General features: G+C 71.5%; 25 protein-coding genes and 2 pseudogenes. 16 read left to right on the forward strand and 11 right to left on the reverse strand.

Annotated elements, in window-relative coordinates; translation table 11 throughout:
* Positions 1–48: 48 nt before the first annotated feature.
* The 4 genes from hutU to hutI are packed head-to-tail and all read left to right on the forward strand — an operon-like array spanning position 49 to position 5,595.
* Positions 49–1,785 (forward strand): urocanate hydratase, encoded by a 1,737-nt coding sequence (gene hutU, locus AB0G32_RS02480; protein WP_361156978.1) that lies wholly within the window; start codon positions 49–51, stop codon positions 1,783–1,785.
* Positions 1,782–2,999 carry an allantoate amidohydrolase gene (locus AB0G32_RS02485; protein ID WP_361156980.1) on the forward strand — a complete coding sequence of 406 codons (1,218 nt, stop codon included), beginning with the start codon at positions 1,782–1,784 and terminating at the stop codon, positions 2,997–2,999. The genes hutU and AB0G32_RS02485 overlap by 4 nt, the downstream gene beginning before the upstream one ends.
* Positions 2,990–4,339, forward strand: a complete 1,350-nt coding sequence (locus tag AB0G32_RS02490; protein WP_361156983.1) for a formimidoylglutamate deiminase — start codon at positions 2,990–2,992, stop codon at positions 4,337–4,339. The genes AB0G32_RS02485 and AB0G32_RS02490 overlap by 10 nt, the downstream gene beginning before the upstream one ends.
* Positions 4,340–4,362: 23 nt before the next feature.
* The gene (gene hutI / locus AB0G32_RS02495; RefSeq protein WP_361156986.1) at positions 4,363–5,595 is read left to right on the forward strand and encodes an imidazolonepropionase; all 1,233 of its coding nucleotides are present in this window, start codon (positions 4,363–4,365) and stop codon (positions 5,593–5,595) included.
* A 57-nt stretch (positions 5,596–5,652) separates the two neighbouring features.
* Here the strand turns inward: hutI and AB0G32_RS02500 are convergent, their stop codons facing one another.
* The gene (locus AB0G32_RS02500) at positions 5,653–6,567 is read right to left on the reverse strand and encodes an RNA polymerase sigma factor SigF (RefSeq protein ID WP_361156989.1); all 915 of its coding nucleotides are present in this window, start codon (positions 6,565–6,567) and stop codon (positions 5,653–5,655) included.
* A gap of 253 nt (positions 6,568–6,820) precedes the next feature.
* On the opposite strand from AB0G32_RS02500, the gene AB0G32_RS02505 reads away from it, so the two are divergent.
* Positions 6,821–7,198 (forward strand): STAS domain-containing protein, encoded by a 378-nt coding sequence (locus AB0G32_RS02505; protein ID WP_361156991.1) that lies wholly within the window; start codon positions 6,821–6,823, stop codon positions 7,196–7,198.
* A gap of 193 nt (positions 7,199–7,391) precedes the next feature.
* Complete coding sequence (locus tag AB0G32_RS02510; protein ID WP_361156993.1) at positions 7,392–7,937, forward strand: ATP-binding protein; 546 nt, start codon at positions 7,392–7,394, stop codon at positions 7,935–7,937.
* A 1,151-nt stretch (positions 7,938–9,088) separates the two neighbouring features.
* On the opposite strand, the gene AB0G32_RS02515 is transcribed toward AB0G32_RS02510, so the two are convergent.
* Positions 9,089–10,585 (reverse strand): oligopeptide:H+ symporter, encoded by a 1,497-nt coding sequence (locus AB0G32_RS02515; protein ID WP_361156996.1) that lies wholly within the window; start codon positions 10,583–10,585, stop codon positions 9,089–9,091.
* Between the two features lie 506 nt (positions 10,586–11,091).
* Here AB0G32_RS02515 and AB0G32_RS02520 point away from each other — a divergent pair.
* Together AB0G32_RS02520 and AB0G32_RS02525 are read left to right on the forward strand one after the other, a co-directional pair.
* The gene (locus AB0G32_RS02520; protein WP_361156999.1) at positions 11,092–11,769 is read left to right on the forward strand and encodes a response regulator transcription factor; all 678 of its coding nucleotides are present in this window, start codon (positions 11,092–11,094) and stop codon (positions 11,767–11,769) included.
* Positions 11,770–11,808: 39 nt separating this feature from the next.
* The gene (locus AB0G32_RS02525) at positions 11,809–13,083 is read left to right on the forward strand and encodes an ATP-binding protein (protein WP_361157002.1); all 1,275 of its coding nucleotides are present in this window, start codon (positions 11,809–11,811) and stop codon (positions 13,081–13,083) included.
* A 10-nt stretch (positions 13,084–13,093) separates the two neighbouring features.
* Here AB0G32_RS02525 and AB0G32_RS02530 read toward each other — a convergent pair whose 3' ends face one another.
* Complete coding sequence (locus AB0G32_RS02530) at positions 13,094–13,645, reverse strand: GtrA family protein (protein WP_361157168.1); 552 nt, start codon at positions 13,643–13,645, stop codon at positions 13,094–13,096.
* 176 nt (positions 13,646–13,821) lie between these two features.
* Here AB0G32_RS02530 and AB0G32_RS02535 point away from each other — a divergent pair, with 176 nt between their 5' ends.
* The 4 genes from AB0G32_RS02535 (at position 13,822) to AB0G32_RS02550 (ending at position 18,146) form a co-directional block, all read left to right on the forward strand.
* A complete protein-coding gene (locus AB0G32_RS02535) occupies positions 13,822–14,964 on the forward strand; it encodes a 5-(carboxyamino)imidazole ribonucleotide synthase (protein WP_361157004.1) in 1,143 nt (380 codons plus the stop codon).
* Complete coding sequence (purE, locus tag AB0G32_RS02540) at positions 14,961–15,494, forward strand: 5-(carboxyamino)imidazole ribonucleotide mutase (protein WP_361157006.1); 534 nt, start codon at positions 14,961–14,963, stop codon at positions 15,492–15,494. Before AB0G32_RS02535 ends, purE begins: the two co-directional genes overlap by 4 nt.
* Positions 15,495–15,500: 6 nt before the next feature.
* Complete coding sequence (locus AB0G32_RS02545) at positions 15,501–16,679, forward strand: dipeptidase (RefSeq protein ID WP_361157009.1); 1,179 nt, start codon at positions 15,501–15,503, stop codon at positions 16,677–16,679.
* Between the two features lie 327 nt (positions 16,680–17,006).
* A complete protein-coding gene (locus AB0G32_RS02550; RefSeq protein WP_361157011.1) occupies positions 17,007–18,146 on the forward strand; it encodes a dipeptidase in 1,140 nt (379 codons plus the stop codon).
* A gap of 12 nt (positions 18,147–18,158) precedes the next feature.
* Here the strand turns inward: AB0G32_RS02550 and AB0G32_RS02555 are convergent, their stop codons facing one another.
* From AB0G32_RS02555 to AB0G32_RS02565, 3 genes are all read right to left on the reverse strand, one after another.
* Complete coding sequence (locus AB0G32_RS02555; protein ID WP_361157013.1) at positions 18,159–18,551, reverse strand: VOC family protein; 393 nt, start codon at positions 18,549–18,551, stop codon at positions 18,159–18,161.
* 17 nt (positions 18,552–18,568) lie between these two features.
* Positions 18,569–18,928 carry a VOC family protein gene (locus tag AB0G32_RS02560; protein ID WP_361157016.1) on the reverse strand — a complete coding sequence of 120 codons (360 nt, stop codon included), beginning with the start codon at positions 18,926–18,928 and terminating at the stop codon, positions 18,569–18,571.
* Between the two features lie 222 nt (positions 18,929–19,150).
* On the reverse strand, positions 19,151–20,494 hold the full coding sequence (locus AB0G32_RS02565; protein ID WP_361157018.1) for a UDP-glucose/GDP-mannose dehydrogenase family protein: 1,344 nt from the start codon (positions 20,492–20,494) through the stop codon (positions 19,151–19,153).
* Positions 20,495–20,681: 187 nt separating this feature from the next.
* On the opposite strand from AB0G32_RS02565, the gene AB0G32_RS02570 reads away from it, so the two are divergent.
* Together AB0G32_RS02570 and AB0G32_RS02575 are read left to right on the forward strand one after the other, a co-directional pair.
* Entirely contained in the window at positions 20,682–21,839 is a 1,158-nt protein-coding gene (locus AB0G32_RS02570) for an acyl-CoA dehydrogenase (RefSeq protein ID WP_361157171.1), read from the forward strand.
* Between the two features lie 263 nt (positions 21,840–22,102).
* Entirely contained in the window at positions 22,103–22,618 is a 516-nt protein-coding gene (locus AB0G32_RS02575; RefSeq protein ID WP_361157020.1) for a DUF6879 family protein, read from the forward strand.
* 40 nt (positions 22,619–22,658) lie between these two features.
* On the opposite strand, the gene AB0G32_RS02580 is transcribed toward AB0G32_RS02575, so the two are convergent.
* Complete coding sequence (locus tag AB0G32_RS02580) at positions 22,659–22,787, reverse strand: hypothetical protein (protein WP_361157022.1); 129 nt, start codon at positions 22,785–22,787, stop codon at positions 22,659–22,661.
* Between AB0G32_RS02580 and AB0G32_RS02585 the strand changes: the two are divergent.
* Positions 22,732–23,289 (forward strand): annotated as a pseudogene (locus tag AB0G32_RS02585) (Scr1 family TA system antitoxin-like transcriptional regulator); the annotation flags it as partial. The gene AB0G32_RS02580 and the pseudogene AB0G32_RS02585 sit on opposite strands and share 56 nt — an antisense overlap.
* A gap of 1 nt (position 23,290) precedes the next feature.
* Here AB0G32_RS02585 and AB0G32_RS02590 read toward each other — a convergent pair.
* From AB0G32_RS02590 to AB0G32_RS02600, 3 genes and pseudogenes are all read right to left on the reverse strand, one after another.
* Positions 23,291–23,473: pseudogene (locus AB0G32_RS02590) on the reverse strand (DUF6879 family protein); the annotation flags it as partial.
* Positions 23,474–23,490: 17 nt separating this feature from the next.
* Entirely contained in the window at positions 23,491–23,673 is a 183-nt protein-coding gene (locus tag AB0G32_RS02595) for a DUF397 domain-containing protein (RefSeq protein ID WP_361157025.1), read from the reverse strand.
* 12 nt (positions 23,674–23,685) lie between these two features.
* Positions 23,686–24,540 carry a helix-turn-helix transcriptional regulator gene (locus tag AB0G32_RS02600; RefSeq protein WP_361157028.1) on the reverse strand — a complete coding sequence of 285 codons (855 nt, stop codon included), beginning with the start codon at positions 24,538–24,540 and terminating at the stop codon, positions 23,686–23,688.
* A gap of 229 nt (positions 24,541–24,769) precedes the next feature.
* Between AB0G32_RS02600 and AB0G32_RS02605 the strand changes: the two genes are divergently transcribed.
* Entirely contained in the window at positions 24,770–25,225 is a 456-nt protein-coding gene (locus AB0G32_RS02605; protein ID WP_361157030.1) for an ATP-binding protein, read from the forward strand.
* Positions 25,226–25,277: 52 nt separating this feature from the next.
* Here AB0G32_RS02605 and AB0G32_RS02610 read toward each other — a convergent pair whose 3' ends face one another.
* Positions 25,278–25,844, reverse strand: coding sequence for an acyl-CoA thioesterase (locus AB0G32_RS02610; protein WP_361157032.1), 567 nt, complete (start codon positions 25,842–25,844; stop codon positions 25,278–25,280).
* Positions 25,845–25,947: the final 103 nt, after the last annotated feature.

Here is a 25,947-nt window from a genome sequence, read left to right on the forward strand (position 1 = left end):
AGAAGTAGTAACGGAAGGTGCTGGAGACCGGCCCCCAGGAGGCAATCCATGTCAGGACCCCGCCCCGTCCGCGCCCCGCGCGGCACGCAGCCGAGCGCTCTGGGCTGGCAGCAGGAGGCCGCCCTGCGGATGCTGCAGAACAACCTCGACCCGGAGGTCGCCGAGCACCCCGACAAGCTCGTCGTCTACGGCGGCACTGGCAAGGCGGCCCGCGACTGGCGCTCCTTCGACGCGATGGTCCGCACGCTGGAGACCCTCAAGCAGGACGAGACGATGCTGGTCCAGTCCGGCCGTCCGGTCGGCGTCATGCAGACCCACGAGTGGGCCCCGCGCGTCCTCATCGCCAACTCCAACCTGGTCGGCGACTGGGCCACCTGGGAGGAGTTCCGCCGCCTGGAGGCGCTCGGTCTGACCATGTACGGGCAGATGACGGCCGGTTCCTGGATCTACATCGGCACCCAGGGCATCCTCCAGGGCACCTACGAGACCTTCGCCGCCGTCGCCGCCAAGAAGTTCGGCTCCACGCTGGCCGGGACCATCACCCTGACCGCCGGCCTCGGCGGCATGGGCGGCGCCCAGCCGCTCGCGGTGACCATGAACGACGGCGTCGCGATCTGCGTCGACTGCGACCCCCGGGCCATCGACCGGCGCATCGAGCACCGCTACCTCGACGTGCGGGCCGACAGCCTGGAACACGCCCTGCACCTGGCCGTCGAGGCCCGTGACGCCCGCCGCCCGCTCTCCATCGGCCTGCTCGGCAACGCGGCCGAGGTCGTCCCGCGGCTCCTCGCCATGAGCGCGCCCATCGACATCGTCACCGACCAGACCTCGGCCCACGACCCCCTCGCGTACCTGCCCACCGGCATCGCCTTCGAGGACATGGCGGACGCCGCCGCCAAGGACCCGGCGGGCTTCACCACCCGCGCCCGCGAGTCCATGGCCCGGCACGTCGAGGCGATGGTCGGCTTCCAGGACGCCGGCGCCGAGGTGTTCGACTACGGCAACTCGATCCGCGGCGAGGCCCGGCTCGCCGGATACGACCGGGCCTTCGCCTTCCCCGGCTTCGTCCCCGCCTACATCCGCCCCCTGTTCTGCGAGGGCAAGGGCCCCTTCCGCTGGGCCGCCCTCTCCGGCGACCCCGCCGACATCGCCAAGACCGACAAGGCGATCCTGGAGCTGTTCCCGGAGAACGAGTCGCTGGCCCGCTGGATCAAGATGGCGGGGGAGCGGGTGCACTTCCAGGGGCTGCCCGCCCGGATCTGCTGGCTCGGCTACGGCGAGCGGGACAAGGCCGGTGAGCGGTTCAACGACATGGTCGCCAGCGGTGAGCTGGCCGCACCGGTCGTCATCGGCCGCGACCACCTCGACTGCGGCTCCGTCGCCTCCCCGTACCGGGAGACCGAGGCGATGCTCGACGGCTCCGACGCGATCGCCGACTGGCCGCTGCTCAACGCCATGGTCAACGTGGCCTCCGGCGCCTCCTGGGTCTCCATCCACCACGGCGGCGGCGTCGGCATGGGCCGCTCCATCCACGCCGGGCAGGTCACGGTCGCCGACGGCACCCCGCTCGCCGGCGAGAAGATCCGCCGGGTCCTCACCAACGACCCCGGCATGGGCGTCATCCGGCACGTGGACGCCGGGTACGACATCGCGGAGTCCGTCGCCGCGGACAAGGGCGTCCGCGTCCCCATGCGTGAGGACGGCGACACACGCGAGGAGAGCGGCAGGCGCAAGGAGAGCGGCCCGCGCGCGGAGAGCGGCACGCGCGAGGACGGCGGCGCGTGAGCTTCCACAGCATGTGGGCCGAGCTGTCGCCGGTCGGCCGCAGCTCCGCCACCGGCGGCTACCGCCGGTTCGCCTGGAGTGGCGCGGACGCCGACTGCCGGGCCTGGTTCCGGGAGCAGGCCGAGACCCGCGGGCTGGCCTACGAGACCGACCGCAACGGCAACCAGTGGGCCTGGCTCGGTGACCCGGCCGCCGGGGACGCCGTCGTCACCGGCTCCCACCTGGACTCCGTCCCCGACGGCGGCGCCTTCGACGGCCCGCTCGGCGTCGTCTCCGCGTTCGCCGCGCTGGACGAACTGCGACACCGGGGCGCGCGGTTCGCCAAGCCGCTCGGCATCGTCAACTTCGGCGACGAGGAGGGCGCCCGCTTCGGCCTGGCCTGCGTCGGCTCCCGGCTGACCGCCGGACACCTCACCGCCGAGCAGGCCCGCCGCCTGACCGACGGCGACGGGGTGACCCTCCCGAGGGCGATGGCGGCCGCCGGGTACGACCCGGACGCCATCGGCCCGGACCCGGAACGGCTCGACCGCATCGGCGCCTTCGTCGAACTCCACGTCGAACAGGGCCGCGCCCTGGACCTGTCCGGCGACCCGGTCGGCATCGCCTCCGCCATCTGGCCGCACGGCCGCTGGCGGTTCGACTTCCGCGGCGAGGCCAACCACGCCGGCACCACCCGCCTCACCGACCGGCACGACCCGATGCTGCCCTACGCCCAGACCGTGCTCGCCGCCCGTCGGGAGGCCGAGCACGCCGGTGCGGTGGCCACCTTCGGCAAGGTCGCCGTCGAACCGAACGGCGTCAACGCCGTGCCCTCCCTGGTGCGCGGCTGGCTGGACTCCCGCGCGGCGGAACCGGAGACCCTGGACGCCGTGGTCGGTGGCATCGAACGGGCGGCCCGCGCGCACGCCGAGGCACACGGCGTCGACCTCACTGTCGCCCGGGAGTCCTTCACCCCGGTCGTCGAGTTCGACCACGCCCTGCGCGACGAACTGACCCGCATCCTCGGCACCGGGACGGACCTGCGCGTCCCCGTCCTGGGCACCGGCGCCGGACACGACGCCGGAATCCTCTCCGGACGCGTCCCGACCGCCATGCTGTTCGTGCGCAACCCCACCGGCGTCTCGCACTCCCCGGCCGAGTCCGCCACCGAGGACGACTGCACGGCCGGGGTACTCGCCCTCGCCGACGTACTGGAAGGACTCGCGTGCCCGTGACCGACCCCCAGCGCACGTACTGGCTCGAACACGCCTGGCTCGGCGACCACGTCGAACCGGGCGTGGCCGTCGACGTGGCGGACGGCCGCATCCGCGCGGTCCGCACCGAGACCGACACCCCGCCGCCGGGCGCCGAGATCCTGCGCGGACTGACCCTGCCGGGACTGGCCAACGCGCACAGCCACGCCTTCCACCGCGCCCTGCGCGGCACCGTCCAGGTGGGCTCCGGCACCTTCTGGACCTGGCGCGAGGTGATGTACTCGGTCGCCGACCGCCTCACCCCGGACACCTACTACGCCCTGGCCCGGGCGGTGTACGCCGAGATGGCGCTGGCCGGCGTCAGCACCGTCGGCGAGTTCCACTACGTGCACCACGCCCCCGGCGGCACCCCCTACGCCGACCCCAACGTCATGGGCGAGGCGCTGATCGAGGCGGCCGCCGACGCCGGGGTCCGGATCACCCTCCTCGACACCTGCTATCTCTCCGCCGGCTTCGGCCGGCCGCCCACCGCGCGCCAGCTCCGCTTCTCCGACCGGACGGCCGAGGACTGGGCGGCACGCTGTTCAGTTCTCAAGGAACGGGATCACGCGCGGATCGGGGCCGCCGTGCACTCGGTACGGGCCGTGCCCGCCGAGCAGTTGGCGACCGTGGCCGGGTGGGCCGCACAGCGGCGGGCCCCGCTGCACGTCCACCTCTCCGAGCAGACCGCCGAGAACGACGCCTGCCAGGAGGCGCACGGGTGCAGCCCGGCCCGGCTGCTCGCCGACCACGGGGTGCTCGGGCCGCGCACCACCGGTGTGCACAACACCCATCTGACCGACGACGACATCGCCCTGATCGGCGGCAGCGGCACCGGCACCTGCATGTGCCCGACCACCGAACGGGACCTCGCGGACGGCATCGGCCCCGCCACCGCGCTCCAGCAGGCCGGCTCACCGCTGTCCCTCGGCTCCGACAGCCACGCCGTCATCGACCTGCTCGGCGAGGCGCGCGCGATGGAGCTGAACGAGCGGCTGCGCACCCGCACCCGGGGCCACTGGACGGTCACCGCCCTGCTGCGCGCCGCCACCGCCGACGGGCACACGGCCCTCGGCTGGGACGACACCGGCGCCATCGAGGCCGGCCTGCGCGCCGATCTGACGACCGTCGCCCTGGACTCGGTCAGGACGGCCGGGCCGCTGCCCAGGCTCGGCGCCGAGACGGCCGTATTCGCGGCGACCGCGGCGGACGTGCGGCACACCGTCGTGGACGGCCGGCACGTCGTGCGCGACGGGGCCCACACCCTCGTACCGGACGTGCCGGACGCGCTCGCGCGGGCCGTGGCGGCCCTGCGCGCCTGACCCCGCCGACCGCGAAGGACGCCATGAACAGCAGCACGAGCACCAACATCGGCACCAGCACCGGCACGAGCACCGGCACCGGCGGCACCAGTACCGTCATCACCAACATCGCCACGCTGGTCACCAACGACCCCTCCCTCCGGGACGGAAGCCCGCTCGGCCCGGTCCGGGACGCGGCTGTCGTCATCGACGGCGACCGGGTCGTGTGGACCGGTGAATCAAGCAAAGCACCCGCCACTGACAATCGGGTCGACGCGGGCGGCCGGGCGGTCCTGCCGGGCTTCGTGGACTCCCACTCGCACCTGCTGTTCGCGGGCGACCGCACCGAGGAGTTCAACGCCCGGATGTCCGGCCGCCCCTACCGCGCGGGCGGCATCCGCACCACCGTCGCCGCCACCCGCGCCGCGAGCGACGCGGAACTGGAGGCGGGCCTGATCCGTTACCTCGAAGAGGCCCTGCGCCAGGGCACCACCACCTTCGAGACCAAGTCCGGGTACGGACTGACCACCGCCGACGAGTCCCGCGCTCTCGCCGTCGCCGCCCGCCACACCGACGAGGTCACCTTCCTCGGCGCGCACATCGTCGCGCCCGAACTCGCCGACGACCCGGCCGCCTACGTGGACCTCGTCACCGGCGAGATGCTCGACGCCTGCGCCCCGTACGCCCGTTGGATCGACGTCTTCTGCGAACAGGGCGCCTTCGACGGCGACCAGGCCCGCGCGATCCTCACGGCGGGCCGGGCCAAGGGCCTGCACCCCCGCATCCACGCCAACCAGCTCTCCCACGGCCCCGGCGTCCAGCTCGCCGTCGAACTCGACGCGGCCAGCGCCGACCACTGCACCCACCTCACCGACGCCGACGTGGACGCCCTCGCGCACAGCCGTACGGTCGCCACGCTGCTGCCCGGCGCCGAGTTCTCCACCCGCGCCGCCTGGCCGGACGCGCGGCGCCTGCTCGACGCCGGAGTGACCGTCGCGCTCTCCACCGACTGCAACCCCGGCTCGTCGTTCACGTCCTCCGTCCCGTTCTGCGTCGCGCTCGCGGTACGGGACATGGGGATGACGCCGGACGAGGCCCTCTGGGCGGCCACGGCGGGCGGCGCGGCGGCCCTGCGGCGCACGGACGTCGGCCGCATCGCGCCGGGGGCGTACGCCGACCTGATCCTGCTCGATGCCCCGAGCCATGTGCACTTGGCCTACCGGCCGGGCGTCCCACTGGTCAGCGAGGTCTGGCGCAGGGGCGTACGCGTGGTGTGACGGGACAGCCCGAAGGGGCGGCCGGAGCCGCCCCTTCGCAGCACAGCCGGCCGGCCCTCACTCCTCGACCGTCAGCCCCTTGCGCAGCTTCACCAGGGTGCGGGAGAGCAGCCGGGAGACGTGCATCTGGGAGATGCCCAGTTCCTCGCCGATCTCCGACTGGGTCATGCCCGCGACGAAGCGCAGGGAGAGGATCTTCCGGTCGCGCGGCGGCAGCTCGGCGATCAGCGGCTTGAGCGACTCGACGTACTCGATCCCCTCGAGCCCGTGGTCCTCGTAACCGATCCGGTCCGCGAGCGCGCCCTCCGCGTCGTCCTCCTCCGGCTGGGCGTCCAGCGAGGCGGCCGTGTACGCGTTCGAGGCGGCCATGCCCTCGACGACCTCGTCGTTCGATATGCCGAGGCGCTCGGCCAGCTCGGCCACCGTCGGCGCGCGGTCGAGCTGCTGGGCCAGTTCGTCACCGGCCTTGGCCAGGTCCAGGCGCAGTTCCTGAAGGCGGCGCGGGACGCGCACGGACCAGGAGGTGTCGCGGAAGAACCGCTTGATCTCGCCGATGATGGTCGGCATGGCGAACGTGGGGAATTCCACCCCCCGCGACAGTTCGAAGCGGTCGATCGCCTTGATCAGGCCGATCGTGCCGACCTGGATGATGTCCTCCATCGGCTCGCTGCGCGAGCGGAAGCGGGAGGCGGCGAACTTCACCAGCGCGAGGTTGAGCTCGACGAGCGTGTTGCGTACGTACGCGTACTCGTGCGTGCCTTCCTCCAGCGACTCCAGGCGCTCGAAAAGGGTCTTGGAAAGAGCCCGGGCGTCGGCCGGGGCGACCTCGTCGTACGCGGGGATGTCCGGAAGCCCGGCGAGGGCGCCGTCGTGCTCGACGGCCCGCTCGGAGTGGTCGATGGGATCCAGATGTTCCGGAGGGGGTGTCGACGTCGCTTTCTGGGTACGCGATCCGTCGAGCCGGGGTGACATGATGTCCTCCATCGTTCTCGGCATACGGCTGCCGAAGCCAATTGCGTGCACTGCGGTGTGCGGCGCCTCCAAAGCCGGCCGTGTCCGTTGTTGTGTTCTTACTAGCCCTACCGGCTTTACCAAGCCCTCCGCAAGTGCTTTATGTGCGGGTATGTCCGTTTCTGTGCGGATGTTCGGGTGTTGAAGGCCGTAGGGAAGGCGTAGTGTTCGGGGGCGTCAGTAGGCAGCCACGACGTCGGGAGAGAGAGACGCCATGGACCGCGGGACGGTCGGCAGCACACAGTCTGGCCGGCTTCTGGTGGAGGTGCGGCAGGAAGGCCCCAGTGCCGTCGTGACTCCGGCGGGTGAGTTGGATCACCACACCGCCGATCTGTTGCGTGAGCCACTGGACGACTGCCTGGACAAGGGTTTCAGTCGCCTTGTCGTCGATTGCTCGCGCCTGGAGTTCTGCGACTCCACGGGACTCAACGTCCTGCTCGGCGCGCGGCTGAAGGCGGAGGCCGCGGGGGGTGGCGTCCATCTGGTCGGCATGCAGCCCGTGGTGGCGCGGGTCTTCGAGATCACCGGTGCGGACGCCGTCTTCACCGTTCATGACACCCTGGGGACGGCCCTGGCGGACGAGAGCGGCTGAGCCGCTCCGTGTCACCGGCGGGGCGTCTCGCGCGTCCCCTGTGACCGGTGGTTTCGCCCCTTCCTGTGTTTCCTGCCGAATACAGGGGTGTTCTGTCGGTCCGGTCGGGCAGGAGACATCCTGAACAGGTCGGCCGATCTGACTGTGTACGACGTTGAATCATGAATTGGTGAATCGGTGAGGTGAAGCGCTGATGAGCACCACCCGGCCCTACTCGCCGGGCGACCGCGGTCCGGAGCCCAGCGGCGCCTCCGGGGCGTCCGAGGGGGGCATGCCTGTGACCGGGGCGTCCGAAGGGGGCGGGGGCGCGCCGACGGCTGCGGCCACCGGCCGCCAGTCGCGCAGGCTGAGCTTCGACGGCGCCAGCGGTGTCGTACCGCTCGCCCGCGACTTCACCCGCCAGGCGTTGTACGCGTGGAACTGGTTGCCGGCCGCCTCGGCCGACCGGCGGGCCGCCGCGGAGGACGTCCTGCTGGTCGTCTCCGAACTGGTCACCAACGCCTGCCTGCACGCCGAGGGGCCGGACGAGCTGTGGATCAGCTGCGACCGCAAGGTGATCCGGCTGGAAGTCTCCGACCGGGGCACGGGCCAGCCGGCGCCCCGCACCCCGCACCGGGCCGGCCGCCCCGGCGGCCACGGCATGTTCATCGTGCAGCGGCTGTGCCTGGACTGGGGGGTCGTACGGTCCCCGGGGGTCGCGGGCAAGACGGTGTGGGCGGAACTGGCGGCACCCGCGTAGTCCTCCGGAGGTCGGCTGCGGGGTGCCCTCGGGGCGCGCGGCCGCGAGGGAGACGGCTCGTGCGGAGATCCGCCGGTACGGCGATACGGCGGTCCGCGGTGTCCGAGGCCGGTCTGTGCGGGCGGGGCTGTGCGGGTGTGCCGTCTTTTCGGGGGAACGCCGCCGCCGTCCCGGAGGCTCGCCGCCATGGCGACCCGTAGCGACCGAGCCCGAGCCGTACGGCGGGGCCGCTCCCGGGGTTGTCCCGGCCGCGACGGTTCTCGCGGGGTCCGTCCTGCCGCGATGGTCCTCCTGGCGTTCGTCCCCGCCACAGCGGTTCTCCTGGGGTTCGCCCCGCGACGACGGCTCTCCCGGAGGCCGGTCGCCTACGGGGCTTGCTCTCGCGTCCGCCCCCGGGGCCTGCCCTCGGGGCAGCCCCGTGAGCCGTCCGCGGAGTCGCTCCGGTGCCCGCGCGTACGGGGCAGCCTGCGAGCCGTCCGCAGACCGCCCGGCGCCCGTCCTCAGGGCAGCCCCGCGAGCCGTCCCAGAGCCGCCCCGGCGCCCGCTCTCAGGGCAGCCCTGTGAGCCCGTCCGTAGAGCGGTCCGCAGAGCCGTCCGCAGGGATGCCTGCGGAAGTGGCCCCACAAGACCCGGGCCCCGACCCCGGGCCCCGACCCCGGGCCCCGACCCCGGGCCCCGACCCCGGGCCCCAGACCCGGCCCGGGGCCCCCGACCCCGGACGATCGACCTCGGGCCTCGGGCCCCCGACCCCGGACGATCGACCCCGGACCACCGACCTCGGGCCTCGGGCCCCCGCCCCCGGACCCCGCGCCTCGGGCCCCCGCCCCCGGACCCCGCGCCTCGGGCCCCGGGCCCCGGACCAACGGGGACACCCCCAGGAAGCCCACCCCGAAGCGCGCCCCGCGACAGCCGTCTCTCGGTCTCGCTGTGCCGCCGCACCCTTGGGCCGGGGCCGGGGCCGGGGCCGGGTCCGGCCCCCGGGGCCCGAGCCCACAGCCCCGGCCCGCCGGCCCGCCGACCGTCCAGCGCCCCCGCCCAGCCGTCCAGCGCCCCCGCCGCCCGCCCAGCGCCCCGCGGAAAACCCCGAAGGGCCACCGCATCCCGCCAAGAGACGGACGCGATGACCCTCCGAAAAGCCGGACCGGCAGGTCTCAGTGGACGTCGCCCATCATCGTCCTGACGCGCTTGCGGTACATCCACACCGCGATGCCCGCGACCACGGCGAGCGTGGCCTCCGCGGCGACGATGCCGGTCTTGTTCAGGTCCACGCCGGCGATGGAGAGCAGCCCCGTCGTCGCGTCGCCCGCGGTGACCGCCAGGAACCAGACGCCCATCATCTGCGAGGCGTACTTCACCGGCGCCATCTTCGTCGTCACCGACAGGCCGACCGGGGAGAGCAGCAGCTCACCGCAGGTCTGCACGAAGTAGATCGCGACCAGCCACAGCGCCGCCGCCTTGTGGCCGCCGTCCGCGATCGCCAGCGGGGCCAGGAAGAGGAAGAAGGACGCGCCGACCAGCACCAGGCCGAACGAGAACTTCACGATCGTGCTGGGCTCCTTGCCGCGCCGGGCCAGCGCCAGCCACAGCGTGGCGAAGACCGGGGCCAGCGCCATGATGATGACCGGGTTGACCGACTGGTACCAGGAGACCGGGAACGACCAGCCCAGGACGCTGTTCTCGGCCGAGGAGTCGGCGAAGATCGACAGCGTCGAGCCGCCCTGGTCGTAGATCATCCAGAAGACGGCCGCGGCGACGAAGAACCAGATGTACGCGGACATCTTCGACTGCTCGGCCCGGTCCAGGGACTTGTCGCGCTTTATGCGGGTCAGCACCAGGATCGGGATGATCACGCCGAGCAGGGTCAGCGGGACCAGGATCCAGTTCAGCGTGTAGTGGCCGGAGAAGCCGACGATCGCGTAGAAGACGACCGCGACCGCGGCCCAGAACGCGGCCTTGCGCAACGTCGAGGTCTTCTCGGCGGCCGACAGCGGCTTGGGGACGACGCTGGAGTGCGCGTCGAGGTGGCGGCTGCCGATCAGGAACTGGGCGACGCCGATCGCCATGCCGACCGCGGCCAGCGCGAAGCCCAGGTGCCAGTTGACGTTCTCGCCGATGGTGCCGATGACCAGCGGCGCGACGAAGGCGCCGAGGTTGATGCCCATGTAGAAGACGGTGAAGCCACCGTCCCGGCGCGGGTCGTCGGGGCCCTTGTAGAGGTGGCCGACCATCGTGGAGATGTTGGCCTTCAGCAGACCCGAGCCGATCGCGACCAGGCCGAGACCGGCGAAGAACGTGCCGGAGGACGGCAGGGCCAGGGTGAGGTGGCCGAGCATGATGATGCCGCCGGCGATGGCGACGGTCTTGCGGGGACCCCACACGCGGTCGCCGAACCAGCCGCCCGGCATCGTGAGCAGGTACACCAGCGAGAGGTACACCGAGTAGATCGCGGTGGCGGTGCCGGCGCTCATGCCCAGGCCGCCCGGGGCCACGAGGTACAGCGGGAGCAGAGCCCTCATGCCGTAGTAGGAGAACCGCTCCCACATCTCGGTCATGAAGAGGGTGGCCAGACCCCTCGGGTGGCCGAAGAAGGTCTTCTCGGACCCGGGGGTGTCCGGGGTGACCGAGTCCTTCGTCAGGCTGGACGCCATGGTCGATCCTTGCTGGTCGGGACGCGCTCACAGAGGCGATGCGCGCCCGGTGGGGGCAGGCCGGCACCGGCGGTCGGAACCCGTCCGCCCCACGCCTACGGGGCTCTCCGCCCCGGATCACGGGACGGCGGACGGCGACCACCGGGATCCACGCCTCGGCGCGCGGCTCTGCGCTGCGAGGCCCGGCCACAGGTCATTCCTTTCGAGGCCGGCGGATGGCCGGCCCGCACACAAAAGAGACCCTCGGCGTCAAGAGCATCGAGATGCGTCAAGAGCTTGCAAGAGCCGCCGAAGGTCCCTGAGGTGCTACAGGCGTTAAACCACCATAAGGCAAAGTACTGCCCGGTATGGAAGGGTTTGAGATGCGCATCACAGGGAGTGATGGAACCGGAATACTACATTCCAGCCGTTGGCGAGGGGCCGGGCGTATCCGGCATGTCCGGAGGTAAGAGCGCCCCGCACCGATCTCACCTCGGACGTTGCCCCGGGCGGACTACCATCGGGTCATGACCCGTGTACTGCTCGCCGAGGACGACGCGTCCATCTCGGAGCCGCTGGCCCGCGCACTGCGCCGGGAAGGGTACGAGGTCGAGGTGCGTGAGGACGGACCCACGGCGCTCGACGCCGGGATGCAGGGCGGTGTGGACCTGGTCGTGCTGGACCTGGGCCTGCCCGGCATGGACGGCCTGGAGGTCGCCCGCCGGCTGCGTTCCGAGGGCCACTCGGTGCCGATCCTCATCCTGACCGCGCGCGCCGACGAGGTGGACACCGTCGTCGGTCTCGACGCGGGCGCCGACGACTACGTCACCAAGCCCTTCCGCCTCGCCGAGCTGCTCGCCCGGGTCCGGGCCCTGCTGCGGCGCGGCGCCACCGAGCCCGCGCAGCCGCCCGCCACCCACGGCGTGCGCATCGACGTGGAGTCGCACCGCGCCTGGATGGGCGAGGAGGAGCTCCAGCTCACGGCGAAGGAGTTCGACCTGCTGCGGGTGCTGGTGCGCGACGCCGGCCGGGTCGTCACCCGCGACCAGCTGATGCGCGAGGTCTGGGACACCACCTGGTGGTCCTCGACCAAGACCCTCGACATGCACATCTCCTGGCTGCGCAAGAAGCTGGGGGACGACGCGGCCAACCCGCGCTACATCGCCACCGTGCGCGGCGTCGGCTTCCGGTTCGAGAAGAACTGACCCGCGGGTACGCAGGGGAACATGGGTACGTAGGGGAACATGCGCCGCCGACTGATCCAGTCCACGCTCGCCGTGGTGCTCGTCGTGATCGCCGTCTTCGGCGTCTCCCTGGTCATCGTCGAGGCGCGGACCATCAGCTCCACCGCCCAGGAGCGGGTGGACCTGGAGGCGGCCCGGCTCGCCAGCATCGTGGACAGCCGGCTGCTGGGCACCGGCAGCGTCGACGCGGAGGTGCTGCGCCGGCAGGTCGAGGGCGACCGCTACGCCGTGATCCGGGTCCCCGGCAAGCCGCCCATCGAGGTCGGCGACGAACCGTCCGGCGAGGTCATCCGGGGCGAGGCCACCGGCGAGGAGGGCGAGACGGTCGTCGTCCAGGAGCCGCGCTCCTCGGTGACCCGGGAGGTCGGCCGGACCCTGCTGATCATCGGCCTGGTGGCGCTGCTCGCGGTGGTCGCCGCCGTGCTGCTCGCCGTCCGCCAGGCCAACCGCCTGGCCTCCCCGCTCACCGACCTCGCCGAGACCGCCGAGCGCCTCGGCTCCGGCGACCCGCGCCCCCGGCACAAGCGGTACGGCGTCCCCGAGCTGGACCGGGTGGCCGACGTGCTGGACTCCTCCGCCGAGCGCATCGCCCGGATGCTCACCGCCGAGCGGCGGCTGGCCGCCGACGCCTCCCATCAGCTGCGTACGCCGCTGACCGCGCTGTCGATGCGCCTGGAGGAGATCACCCTCACCGACGAACCGGACATCGTGAAGGAGGAGGCGACCATCGCGCTGGCCCAGGTGGAGCGGCTGACCGACGTGGTGGAGCGGCTGCTGACCAACTCCCGGGACCCGCGCAGCGGCTCCGCCGTCACCTTCGAGCTGGACGACATCATCCAGCAGCAGATCGCCGAGTGGCGCCCCGCCTACCGCAGCGAGGGCCGGGCCATCGTCTCGTCCGGCAAGCGGCACCTGACGGCCGTGGGCACCCCGGGCGCGGTCGCCCAGGTGCTGGCCGCGCTGATCGAGAACTCGCTGATGCACGGCGGCGGCACGGTCGCGCTGCGCACCCGGGTCACCGGCAACCAGGCCGTGGTGGAGGTCACCGACGAGGGGCCGGGCGTCCCCGCCGACCTGGGGGCGCGGATCTTCGAGCGCACCATCAGCGGCCGCAACTCCACCGGCATCGGGCTGGCCGTCGCCCGCGACCTCGCCGAGGCGGACGGCGGACGGCTGGAGCTGCTCCAGTCCAACCCGCCGGTCTTCGGACTCTTCCTGTCCCGCACCCAGCCGCCGAAGACGGACCCGACGGAGGCGGACCGGACGGTCCGGTGAGGGACGGGGCTCAGCGGGAGCGGCCCGGCGCCGGGACCGCCGTCGGGCTCTCGTGCTCCAGGAACGATTCGGCACGGGCGACGGCGTCCCGGGCGGGCAGCGCCTTGAAGACCCAGGAGCGGTAGGACCAGAAGCGGAACAGCGTGGCCACACCGATGCCGACGAACTTGAAGACGTTGCTCTGCAGCGGGCTGTCCCAGCCGAAGCCGTACGTCGCCGTGTAGAGCACGCCGTTCTCGATCACCAGGCCGATCGCGCTGAACAGCAGGAACAGCGACATCTCCTTGGTGCGGCCGCTCTTGTCGCGGTCCCGGTAGGTGAAGTACCGGAAGCCCACGTAGTTGAAGACGATGGAGACGACGGTGGCGATGATGCTGGCCCGCACCACCTGGAGGTCGGTCGTGTGCCGCATCAGGTTGAAGACCAGCAGGTTGACCAGGACCCCGGCGCCGCCGACCGCGCCGAACTTCAGCACTTCCCGGACCATGCCTTCGAGCCGCTGCCGCAGCGCGCCGCGGGCCCCGGGGGGCGCCTTTCGAGGCGCCGAGGAACCATGTCCCATGGTCGTGCAGGCCCCCGCTCGGTCGGTTCGCGTCAACCCGGCCATGCTAACCACCCGACCGCGTCAATTTCCTGTGGACGGCGGGAGCGGGCCCCGGGGAGCCGGGTTCCGCCCGCTGAAACCCGCTGAAACGGCCGGGAAGCGTCCTCCGCGCGGGCTGCCGATACGCTAGGGGGGTGACGTTCCCGGTAGTCGGCATGGTCGGCGGGGGGCAGCTCGCTCGTATGACACACGAGGCGGGCATCCCGCTCGGCATCAGGTTCAAGCTCCTCAGTGACACTCCCCAGGACTCCGCGGCCCAGGTGGTGAGCGAGGTCGTCGTCGGCGACCATCGCGACCTGGACACGCTCCGTGAGTTCGCCCGTGGCTGTGACGTGATCACCTTCGATCACGAGCACGTGCCCACCGAGCACCTCCGGGCCCTGGAGGCGGACGGCATCCCCGTCCGCCCCGGTCCGGACGCGCTGGTGCACGCCCAGGACAAGGGCGTGATGCGGGCGAGGCTCACGGAGATCGGCGTGCCCTGCCCGCGGCACCGGATCGTGCGCGATCCGGCCGACGTGGCGGCGTTCGCCGCCGAGGGCGGGGGAGGTTTTCCGGTCGTCCTCAAGACCGTCCGCGGCGGATACGACGGCAAGGGCGTGTGGGTGGTGGACTCGGCGGCGGAGGCCGCCGAGCCGTTCCGCGCCGGGGTGCCGGTGCTCGCCGAGGAGAAGGTCGACTTCGTCCGCGAGCTGGCCGCCAACGTCGTACGGTCCCCGCACGGCCAGGCCGTCGCCTACCCGGTGGTCGAATCGCGGCAGGTGGGCGGCGTCTGCGACACGGTGATCGCGCCCGCGCCCGGCCTGGATGAGGACCTGGCCCTGCGGGCCGAGGAGATGGCCCTGTCCATCGCCAAGGAACTCGGCGTGGTCGGTCACCTGGCCGTCGAGCTGTTCCAGACCCGCGACGGCCGCATCCTGGTCAACGAGCTGGCGATGCGCCCGCACAACTCCGGCCACTGGTCGATGGACGGCGCGATCACCAGCCAGTTCGCCAACCACGTCCGCGCCGTCCTGGACCTGCCGCTGGGCGACCCGCGCCCGCGCGCGCCCTGGACGGTCATGGTCAACGTCCTCGGCGGCGACTACCCGGACATGTACTCCGCGTACCTGCACTGCATGGCCCGCGACCCCCAGCTGAAGATCCACATGTACGGCAAGGACGTGAAGCCCGGCCGCAAGGTGGGACACGTCAACACCTACGGCGACGACCTGGACGACGTACTGGAACGCGCCCGGCACGCTGCCGGTTACCTGAGAGGGACGATCACCGAATGAGCCCCGCCGCCAGCCCCGTCGTCGGCATCGTCATGGGGTCGGACTCCGACTGGCCCGTCATGGAGGCCGCCGCCAAGGCCCTGGACGAGTTCGAGATCGCCCACGAGGTCGACGTCGTCTCCGCGCACCGGATGCCCCACGAGATGATCGCGTACGGCGAGCAGGCCGCCGGCCGGGGGCTCAAGGTGATCATCGCGGGCGCGGGCGGCGCCGCCCACCTGCCCGGCATGCTCGCCTCCGTCACCCCGCTGCCGGTCATCGGCGTCCCCGTGCCGCTGAAGTACCTCGACGGCATGGACTCGCTGCTGTCCATCGTGCAGATGCCCGCCGGGGTGCCGGTCGCCACCGTCTCGGTCGGCGGCGCCCGCAACGCCGGACTGCTCGCCGCCCGCATCCTCGCCGCGCACGACGAGGAGCTGCTCGGCCGGATGCGGGAGTTCCAGCAGGAGCTGAACGACCAGGCCACCGAGAAGGGCAAGCGGCTGCGCACCAAGGTGCAGGGATCGGCTTCCTTCGGTTTCGGGAAGTAGGCCCCCATGACCTCACTGGAGACAGCCCGGGAACTGCTGCGCGAGTTCCCCGTCGTCGACGGCCACAACGACCTGCCCTGGGCACTGCGCGAGCAGGTCCGCTACGACCTCGACGCCCGGGACATCGCCGCCGATCAGTCCGCCCACCTGCACACCGACCTGGCCCGGCTGCGGGCCGGCGGGGTCGGCGCGCAGTACTGGTCGGTGTACGTCCGCTCCGACCTGCCCGGCGCGCTCACCGCGACGCTGGAGCAGATCGACTGCGTGACGCAGCTCATCGACCGCCATCCGGGGGAACTGCGGGCCGCGCTGACCGCCGCCGACCTGGCGGCCGCGCGGGCCGAGGGCCGGATCGCGTCGCTGATGGGCGCGGAGGGCGGCCACTCGATCGAGAACTCCCTCGGCGCGCTGCGCGGGCTGTACGCGCTCGGCGTGCGGTACCTGACGCTCACCCACAACGACAACGTGGCCTGGGCGGACTCCGCGACCGACGCGCCCGGCGTCGGCGGGCTGTCGGCGTTCGGCCGTGAGGTCGTGCGCGAGATGAACCGCGAGGGCATGCTGGTCGACCTCTCGCACGTGGCGGCGACGACCATGCGGGACGCGCTGGACACCTCGACCGCGCCGGTGATCTTCTCGCACTCCTCCGCGCGGGCCGTCTGCGACCACCCCCGCAACATCCCCGACGACGTGCTGGAGCGGCTGCCCGCCAACGGCGGCGTGGCGATGGTGACGTTCGTGCCGAAGTTCGTGCTCCAGGCCGCCGTGGACTGGACCGCCGAGGCCGACGCGAACATGCGCGCGCACGGCTTCCACCCCCTGGACTCCGGCCCGGACGCGATGAAGGTGCACCGCGTCTTCGAGCAGAGCCGGCCGCGCCCGGTCGCCACCGTCGGCACGGTCGCCGACCACCTCGACCACATGCGCGAGGTGGCCGGCGTGGACCACCTCGGCATCGGTGGCGACTACGACGGCACGCCGTTCACCCCGGACGGCCTGGACGACGTCGCCGGCTACCCGAACCTCATCGCGGAGCTGCTCGACCGCGGCTGGTCCAAGGCCGACCTGGCCAAGCTGACCTGGAAGAACGCGGTCCGGGTACTGGGCGCGGCGGAGGACGTGGCCCGCTCGCTGCAGGCCACCCGCGGCCCGTCCAACGCGACGCTGGCGGACCTGGACGGCTGACGGGGCGCCGCGCGCCGGGGCGGGGGCGGGGGATCGGTGCGGCCGGTCTTCCCGCCCCCCGGTACATCCGGTCTTCCCGCCCCCCGGTACATCCGGTCTTCCCGCCCCCCGGTACATCCGGTCGTCCCGAACCCCGGTACATCCGGTCGTCCCGACCCCCGGTACATCCGGTCGTCCAGCCGGGACGCCTCCGACCAGGTGACCGGCGCGGCCCGGGACCGCTCACCGGCACTGACCGGCGTACCCCCTGACGGCCCACCCACCAGGAAGCCCGTCACGCTCCGTGCGACGGTGTCGGTATCGCACGACGACCGTACGGAGCCCGCCATGGCAGACCTCCAGGACGACCTGCACCCGAGCACCGAGGCCGGCGAGCTCGACGACCTGCCCGCGTCCTTCCCCGCCGCAGTGGCCGAAGTCCTCGCCCCGGAGCCCTACACCCCCGTCTCCGACCCGGACGACGCACCACTGGAGCGGGCGCACGCCGTACTGGCCGCGCATCCCGTGGCCGACGGGTACAGCGGGCTGCCCTGGGCGCTGAAGCACCTGCCCTGGTACGACCTGGAGATCGGTGAGAGCGCCGTCGACACCGACGTGCCCCGGCTGCGCGCGGGCCGGGTCGGCGCGCTGTTCGCCGCCCTGCACCTGCCCGAGGCCATCGACGGCGACCGGGCCGTCGGCGCCACGATGGAGCAGCTCGACCTGGTCAAGACGGTCGTCCGGGAGCACCCCGAGGGGCTGCGCCTGGCCTACGACGCGGGGGAGGCCATCGACGCCCGCAACTGCGGCCGGGTCGCCGTGCTGCCCGGTCCCGCCGGGGCCGCCGCCGTCGGGAACTCGCTCGGCATCCTGCGCTCGCTGCACCTGCTCGGCCTGCGGGTGCTCACCCTGACCGGCGTCACCTGGGCGGGCGGGACGGGGCTGACCCGGTTCGGCGAGGAGGTGGTCCGCGAGATGAACCGGCTCGGCGTCGTCGCCGACCTCTCCGGCGCCTCCCCGGGGACCTTCCGCCGTACCTTCGCCGTCTCCAAGGCGCCCGCGCTGTGCACCCGCTCCGCCGCCCGCGCGCTGCGCCCGCACCCCGCCAACCTGCCCGACGACCTGCTGGCCGAGCTGGGCGCGGCCGGCGGCCTGTGCCTGGTGCCGCTGACCGCCGAGCAGACCGGCCCCACCGTCCGCGACGTCGCCGACCATCTGGACCACGTCCGCGAGGTGGCCGGACCCGGGGGCGTCGGCCTGTCCGGCACGTACGACACCGGCACCGCCCACCCGCAGGAGCTGGGCGACGCCTCCTGCTACCCCCGGCTTGTCGCCGAGCTGCTGCGACGCGGCTGGGACGAGGCCGACGTGGCACTGCTGACCTGGGGCAACGTCCAACGGGTGCTGCGCGGGGCGGCGTTCACCGCCCGCGCGTTCCAGGCCCGGCGACAGCCGTCGACGGCGACCATCGCCGACCTCGACGGCTGACGCCGGTACGCCTCAGAGGTGTTCGAGCCGGCAGAGGCAGAACGGGTGCCCCGCCGGGCCGGCGTACACCACGAAGTCCTTCTTCTCCCGGTCCTCCGCGTCCAGCACCCGGGCGCCCAGCGCCAGCACCTTCTCCTGCGCGGCGTCCATCTCCGCCCACGTCGCCCCGCCGTCGAAGTCGAGATGGAACTGCTGGGCGTTGCGGTCCGAGCGCGGCCACTCCGGAGGGGTCAGGTCCGGCGCCCGCTGGAAGGAGACGCGGGGCCCACCGGGCACCTGGAGGACCACCCAGTCGGGGTCGTCCGCCACCGGAGTGCCGCCCGCGACCCCCGCGTAGAAGCGGGCCAGCTCAAGGGGGTCGGGACAGTCGACGACGACGGAACGGAAACGAGCTACGGGTGCCATACGGGCGACCTCCCAGGTCAGTTCGCGCAGAGGCAGAACGGGTGCCCGGCCGGGTCCGCGTAAACCCGGAAGGACCGGGCGCGGTCCGCCGCGTCCAGCGGCTTCGCGCCCAGCGCGAGGACGGCCTGCTCGGCCGCGTCCAGGTCGGGCACGACCAGGTCGAGGTGGACCTGCTGCGAGTGGTCGGGCGCGGGCCACTTCGGCGGTACGAACCCGGGGGCGGCCTGGAAGGCCAGCTGCTGCCCGCCCGGCAGCTTCAGGTCGACCCACTCGCCCTGGTCCTCGACGGTCCCGCCGAGCACCTCGGCGTAGAAACCGGCCAGGGCGGGCGGATCAGGGCAGTCCAGGACGACGACGCCCAGTTCGGCGACGGCCATGACTTCCTCCTTGAAGTCCGTAACCAGTAGTCCGTAACCAGTAGGTCCGTTACCGGTAGAGGGAGAGTACCGACGTGGAGACGGGCGCGGACACGCTGGGCGCACCGGAGGGCCACGCGGTGATCCCGCTGGGGAAACTGCTGACCCAAGGGCCGCTGGTGGTGACGGTCGACGCCGCCGACCGCTCGGCCGCGCTCGCGCCCGCCCGCCCCGGATCCCTCACTACGCGGTCGGCCGGCCCATCGCCCGGTACGTCCAGCCGGCCCGCCGCCACGCCTGCGGGTCCAGGGCGTTGCGCCCGTCCAGGATCACCCGGGCGCCCGCCACCTCGCCGAGCGCCTCGGCGTCCAGCTCGCGGAACTCCCGCCACTCCGTCAGGTGCAGCACCACGTCCGCGCCGCGCACCGCGTCCGTTGCCGACTCGGCGTAGCCGAGGGTCGGGAAGAGCCGCCGGGCGTTCGCCATGCCCTTGGGGTCGTAGACCGTGACCTGGCCGCCCTGGAGGTGGATCTGCCCGGCGACGTTGAGCGCGGGGGAGTCCCGTACGTCGTCGGAGTCCGGCTTGAAGGTGGCGCCGAGGACCGCGACCCGCTTGCCGAGGAACGGGCCGCCGCCCAGCGCCTGACGGGTCAGCTCGACCATCCGGCCGCGCTGGCGCATGTTGATGGAGTCGATCTCGCGCAGGAAGGTCAGCGCCTGGTCGGCGCCCAGTTCACCGGCGCGGGCCATGAACGCCCGGATGTCCTTGGGCAGGCACCCGCCGCCGAACCCGATCCCGGCCCGCAGGAACTTCTTCCCGATCCGGTCGTCGTAGCCGATCGCCTCGGCCAGCTTGGCCACGTCGCCGTCGGCGGCCTCGCACACCTCAGCCATCGCGTTGATGAAGGAGATCTTCGTGGCCAGGAAGGAGTTCGCGGACGTCTTCACCAGCTCGGCGGTCGGGAAGTCGGTCACCACGAACGGCGTCCCCTCACCGACCGGCGTGGCGTACACCTCCCGCAGCAGTTTCTCGGCCCGCTCGCCGCGCACGCCGACCACGATCCGGTCCGGGTGCAGGGTGTCCTGGACGGCGAAGCCCTCGCGCAGGAACTCCGGGTTCCAGGCCAGCTCGGCGTCCCCGCCCGCCGGGGCGTGCTCGACCAGGTAGGCGGCCAGCCGGTCGGCCGACCCGACCGGCACCGTCGACTTGCCGACCACCAGCGCGGACTCGCGCAGATGCGGCGCGAGCGAGGCCAGCGCCGCATCCACGTAGCTCATGTCGCAGGCATACTCGCCGTGCTTCTGCGGGGTGTTCACGCACAGGAAGTGCACGTCGCCGAAGGCCGCGACCTCCGCGAAGTCGGTGGTGAAGCGCAGTCGGCCGGTGGACCCGTCGATCCCGGCGACATGCTTGCGCAGCAGTTCCTCCAGCCCCGGCTCGTACATCGGGACCTCGCCGCGCCGCAGCATCTCGATCTTCTCCGGCACCACGTCCAGACCCAGCACCTCGAAGCCCAGCTCGGCCATGGCCGCCGCGTGCGTCGCGCCGAGATAGCCGGTACCGATCACGGTGATCTTGAGGGCCATGGATGCTCCAGGGGTGTACGGCGACGGTGCGGGAGCGAGCATAACCGGGGGCATGGTCCGCGCCTCGGACGGGCAGCCTGCGGCTGTCGTCAAGCTCACCTACCCACCCGCGCCGACCCGGTTCTAAAATCTGGGTTACTTAACAGTAGTTAGCGTCATGACCGCATCGTTCTGGAGCGTGAAGACCTTGGCCGGATCGGCTGACTTCGACCTGTACCGCCCGTCGGAGGAGCACGACATGCTCCGCGACGCCGTCCGCGCCCTGGCCGAGGCGAAGATCGCGCCGCACGCCGCCGCAGTGGACGAGGAGGCCCGCTTCCCGCGCGAGGCGCTGGCCGCCCTGACCGCGAACGACCTGCACGCGGTGCACGTCCCGGAGACCTACGGCGGCGCGGGCGCCGACGCGCTCGCCACCGTGATCGTCATCGAGGAGGTGGCCCGCGTCTGCGCGTCCTCCTCCCTGATCCCGGCGGTGAACAAGCTGGGCTCGCTCCCGGTGATCCTCTCCGGCTCGGAGGAGCTGAAGAAGAAGTACCTGTCCCCGCTGGCCAAGGGCGACGCGATGTTCTCGTACTGCCTCTCCGAGCCGGACGCGGGCTCGGACGCGGCCGGTATGAAGACGAAGGCGGTCCGCGACGGCGACGACTGGGTGCTCAACGGCGTGAAGCGCTGGATCACCAACGCCGGCGAGTCCGAGTACTACACGGTCATGGCCGTCACCGACCCGGCCAAGCGCTCCAAGGGCATCTCCGCCTTCGTCGTCGAGAAGTCCGACGCGGGCGTCTCCTTCGGCGCCCCGGAGAAGAAGCTCGGCATCAAGGGCTCCCCGACCCGCGAGGTCTACCTGGACAACGTCCGCGTCCCCGCCGACCGCATGATCGGCGCGGAGGGCACCGGCTTCGCCACGGCCATGAAGACCCTGGACCACACCCGCATCACCATCGCCGCCCAGGCCCTCGGCATCGCCCAGGGCGCCCTGGACTACGCCAAGGGCTACGTCCAGGAGCGCAAGCAGTTCGGCAAGCCGATCGCCGACTTCCAGGGCATCCAGTTCATGCTCGCCGACATGGCCATGAAGATCGAGGCGGCCCGCCAGCTGACGTACGCGGCTGCCGCGAAGTCCGAGCGCGGGGACCGTGACCTCACCTTCCAGGGCGCGGCAGCCAAGTGCTTCGCCTCGGACGTGGCGATGGAGGTCACCACGGACGCGGTGCAGCTGCTCGGCGGATACGGCTACACCCGTGACTACCCGGTGGAGCGGATGATGCGGGACGCGAAGATCACCCAGATTTACGAGGGCACGAACCAAGTTCAGCGGATCGTGATGGCCAGGAACCTCCCCTGAGGACCTGACAACGGAAACGAGCCCCGGCCGGCCCGGGCAGCGTCAGCTGCGGGGGCCGGGGCTGCCGGGGCTTCTTCGCCGCGTCGACTACGCGACTGGGCAGGCCGGTGCCGCGTTCCCACGATGCGGCGAGCAGGTCACCACGGCCAGGGACAGATACGCAGGACGTTCCAAAAGCAGTCCGGCGAACGGTTCGGTACCAGACAGTGAGGCGGTCGTCAGGATTCCGGCCCGGATGATCCCGATGATCAGGGAGGCGTGTGATGCCGTCGAGCGTGCCCAGCTTCGCTGAGCTGCTTGGCCAGTGCGAGCGATCCGCCGTTCACCTGGAACTCCGTGATTCATATGCCTCCACCGATCGGTTCGAGGCGTGGAAGCGGGATGAGCGGATCGATTGGGAGGACCGCGCGTCCTGGTGGCACCCCTACGACCAGTTGATCACGGACACCGTGGCCCGGGGCGTGGCGATCCGCCGGGCCCGGGTGGTCTCCGAGCCGGTGTCGGACTACATCCGCTGGGAGTACTACGTCACCCGCGCCAATGTCACGGCGGGCGAGGAAGTGCCGTGGTTGCCGCGGCGGCGGGCTACGAGTATCGCTCTGCCGGGCAATGACTTCTGGCTCTTCGACGGCACCCTGCTCCGAGTGCACCACTTCTCAGGTGATGGAGTGGTGGTGGAGGACGAGATCACGGTTGACCCGGAAGCCGTGAAACTGTGCTCCGCCGCCTTCGAAGCGGTCTGGGAGCGAGCGATCCCGCACCACCTGTACGAAATTTGATGAAAGCCGGCTCCATGTCCCCAAACCCCTCCTCGCGCGTTCAGAAGGCCCGTGAGGAACTGGCCGGGCGTCTGCGTGAGATCAGGAAGGACGCGGGGATCAGCGGGCGGGAGCTGGCTGTCAGGTGCGGCTGGTCGGAGTCGAAGTCCTCCCGGATCGAGAATGCCAAGACTCCTCCGTCAGACGCGGACATCAAAGCGTGGTGTCGAGCCTGCGGCGCTGATGGCCAGGCCCCCGACCTGATCGCTGCCAACAGACAGTCCGCAGATGCCCATGTGCAGTGGAGACGACTCCAGCGAAGCGGCCTCCGCCGGTTGCAGGAGTCCACCGGAGACCTGTACCAACAAACAAAGATTTTCAGGGTCTACGTCTCCGATGTGATTCCCGGTCTCCTCCAGGCACCCGGATACGCCGCTGCCCCCTGCTGTCGTCCATCGCAGAATTCCGAGGGACCCCGGACGATGTGACTGATGCTGTTGCGGCCCGTATGAGACGTAACGAGGTGCTGAGAAGTGGCACACGCCGGTTTTCATTCGTACTGGAGGAGTCGGTGTGGGGTGATGGAACTTCCGAACGTCGCTGTGAGGCTCATCCCGTTTTCAGCGCAACGAACCGTTTGGCCCATGTCAACGTTCACGATCTTCGACGACAGCAGGGTGCACGCGGATACGTCGGGCGCGACAGAATGTGTACCCGATGGACTCGTTTTCCGGCTCCGGTGTGCGAGCGAAGTTCTTCCACCCACCCGGCGTTGTAGTCACTCGGCTGTGGCTGCCCAGCCAGGAAGGCGTGATACGCGTCGACGTTCCCGGAGCTTGTCACGGATGGCCTTCTGTAGGAGAGCGGGGGAGTCAGGCAGTACGAGACTCTGCTCAATGGCTCTTCTTCATTGCGTGCGAGAGGAAGGCGGCCCAGGCGGCAGGGGGGAAGGCGAGGATTGCGGGCGCGGGCTTTTTGGAGTCGCGGACCAGGATCGCGGTCGGCACACTGGCTGTCTCTACGCAGTTCGAACTGTCACCGCTGTACGTGGACTTCCGCCATTGAAGGTTTTTCACGATCAGCCTCTCTCACATCTCCCGGATGAGGTTCTGGATGGCGTCCCGCGATTCGGCGGGGTCGAGGGCGCAGGACTCCATGTGATCCAGCACGGCACGGTACTTGCTCAACTGCGCGTCTGCGTCAAGAAATCCGCAGCCCCCGTGGTGGGTGTCCAGTTGCACGGTGTCGAGTTGGGGTACGGCCCCCTCGACGTAGTCGAAGGACTGTCCCGTGCTGGGGTAGCGCTCCGCCCCGAAGGGAATGACCCGCAGCGTGACGTGCGGCAGTTCGCTCATCTCCAGCAGATGGGTGAGCTGGCCTCGCGCGACGGCGGGGCCGCCGAAGCCCATGCGGAGAGCCGACTCGTGAATGATCGCCGAGTACGGAGTCGGGGCGTCCCGGTGAAGGATGCCCTGGCGCTTGATGCGATGGGTGAGGCGATGCTCGATCTCGTACTGCCGCATGGCCGGGACCACTGCGCGGAACAGCGCGCGGGCGTGGTCGGTGGTCTGGAGGAGTGCGGGAATGTGTATCGCGAGGGCTACGCGCAGCGCGGTGGCGTGGTGCTCCAGTTCGGCCAGGTCGACCAGGGCCGCGGGCAGGTGCTCGCGGTACTCCTCCCACCAGCCACGAATTCGACGCCCGGTCATCGCGGCCAAGGCGGTGATCAGGACATCGTCGGCACAGTCGTAGGCGGAAGCCATCGCCCGGACACGGTCGGCGCTGAGAGGGCTGCGTCCGGTCTCGATCATGCTCACCCGCCCCTGGTTGACGCCCAGGTGAGAGGCGGCCTGCGTGACGGTGAACCCGGCGCGGTCCCGCAATTTGCGCAGTTCAGTGCCCAGGCGCCGCTGGCGCAGGGTGGGGTTGCTGACGGGTGGCACGACACCTCTCCTCGGACCGCTGTGCGGGTGCACTTGTAACCCACACGAGGTAATAGCTGGTACATCTCCTTGATGTGGGAGATGAATCTCCCAAGAGGTTCTACGGTGATACCCGTACCGCCCAACTTCCCCGCCCCCCAAGCCGGAAGCGCACCTCGCACCAGGCACTGCCACCGCGCTCGGCACGGTCGTCGGGCGTGCCGTATCCCCTTTCTCCCCGGAGGTCTCCATGGGCACCGTATCCCCGTCCGACACCTGGGCGTACGCCCTCCGCCTGCCGCACGACCCCAGAGCCGCACGCGTCGCACGGGTGACCGTACGGGCCGCCCTCGCGGGACACGGGCAACGCGAACTGCTGGACGACGTCGAGCTGTTGACGTCCGAACTGGTGACCAATGCCTACCGGCACACGCGCGGGCCGTGCTCGCTACGGCTCAGCGCGTTGGGGGACGGGCGGCTGCGGGTGGGGGTGTGGGACAGCCACCCGTACGTGCCCGCGCCGTTCGCCGCCCCGTCCGGCGGCCGGATCGGAACCGCACCGCTCGGCGCGCGCGGCGGGCGCGGGCTGCACCTCGTACAGGAGTACGCCGAGACGTGGGGCGGTTGGACGCTCGGGGAGGGGCTGCTCGGGCGCGGGGCGGGGAAGCTGCTCTGGTTCGAGGTGAGAGGGCCTGACCCTCGGTAGGGGAGGGCGCGACCCCCGTTCTGGAGGGCCGCTGAGCCGTACAGCCGGTCCGCTAGTCCGCGAACCCCTCCGCCACCCGCCGCTCCCGCAGTTCCATGATCGCGCGGCGGCGGGCCAGCCGGTGGGTGCGGCGGATCTGGGCCTCCTGGTGGCGGCGCCGGTCGCGCTCGGTCTCCGGCAGCACCGGCGGTACCGCGCGCGGCTTGCCGTCCGCGTCCACCGCGGCGAAGACCAGGTAGGCCGAGCCGACCTGGGTGGGCGGCGCCGACTCGTTCCAGCGCTCCGCCAGGACCCGCACCCCGACCTCCATCGACGTCCGGCCGGTCCAGTTGACCTGTGCTTTCACATGGACCAGGTCGCCGACGCGGACGGGTTCGAGGAACGCCATCTCGTCCATGGAGGCGGTGACGGCGGGGCCGCCCGAGTGGCGTCCGGCGACGGCGCCCGCCGCGTCGTCCACCAGCTTCATGATCACGCCGCCGTGCACCGTGCCCAGCAGATTGGTGTCGTTGTGGGTCATGATGTGGCTCAGGGTGGTGCGGGAGGCCGAGGTCGGCTTGCCCGGGATCTGCGGAGCCGCCGGGTCCTCGGCCGGAGCCTGTGGTGCCTGGTCTGTCATGACCTCCACCTTAAGCGGGGGCGACACGGGTGTGATGTGTGTCAGCTTGGCAACAGCGCTGCCCTGATTTTCCGACGACCCTTGTATAGGGCACAGCCAAGAC

The organism is Streptomyces sp. NPDC023723 (assembly GCF_040639815.1).
Taxonomy (GTDB): domain Bacteria; phylum Actinomycetota; class Actinomycetes; order Streptomycetales; family Streptomycetaceae; genus Streptomyces.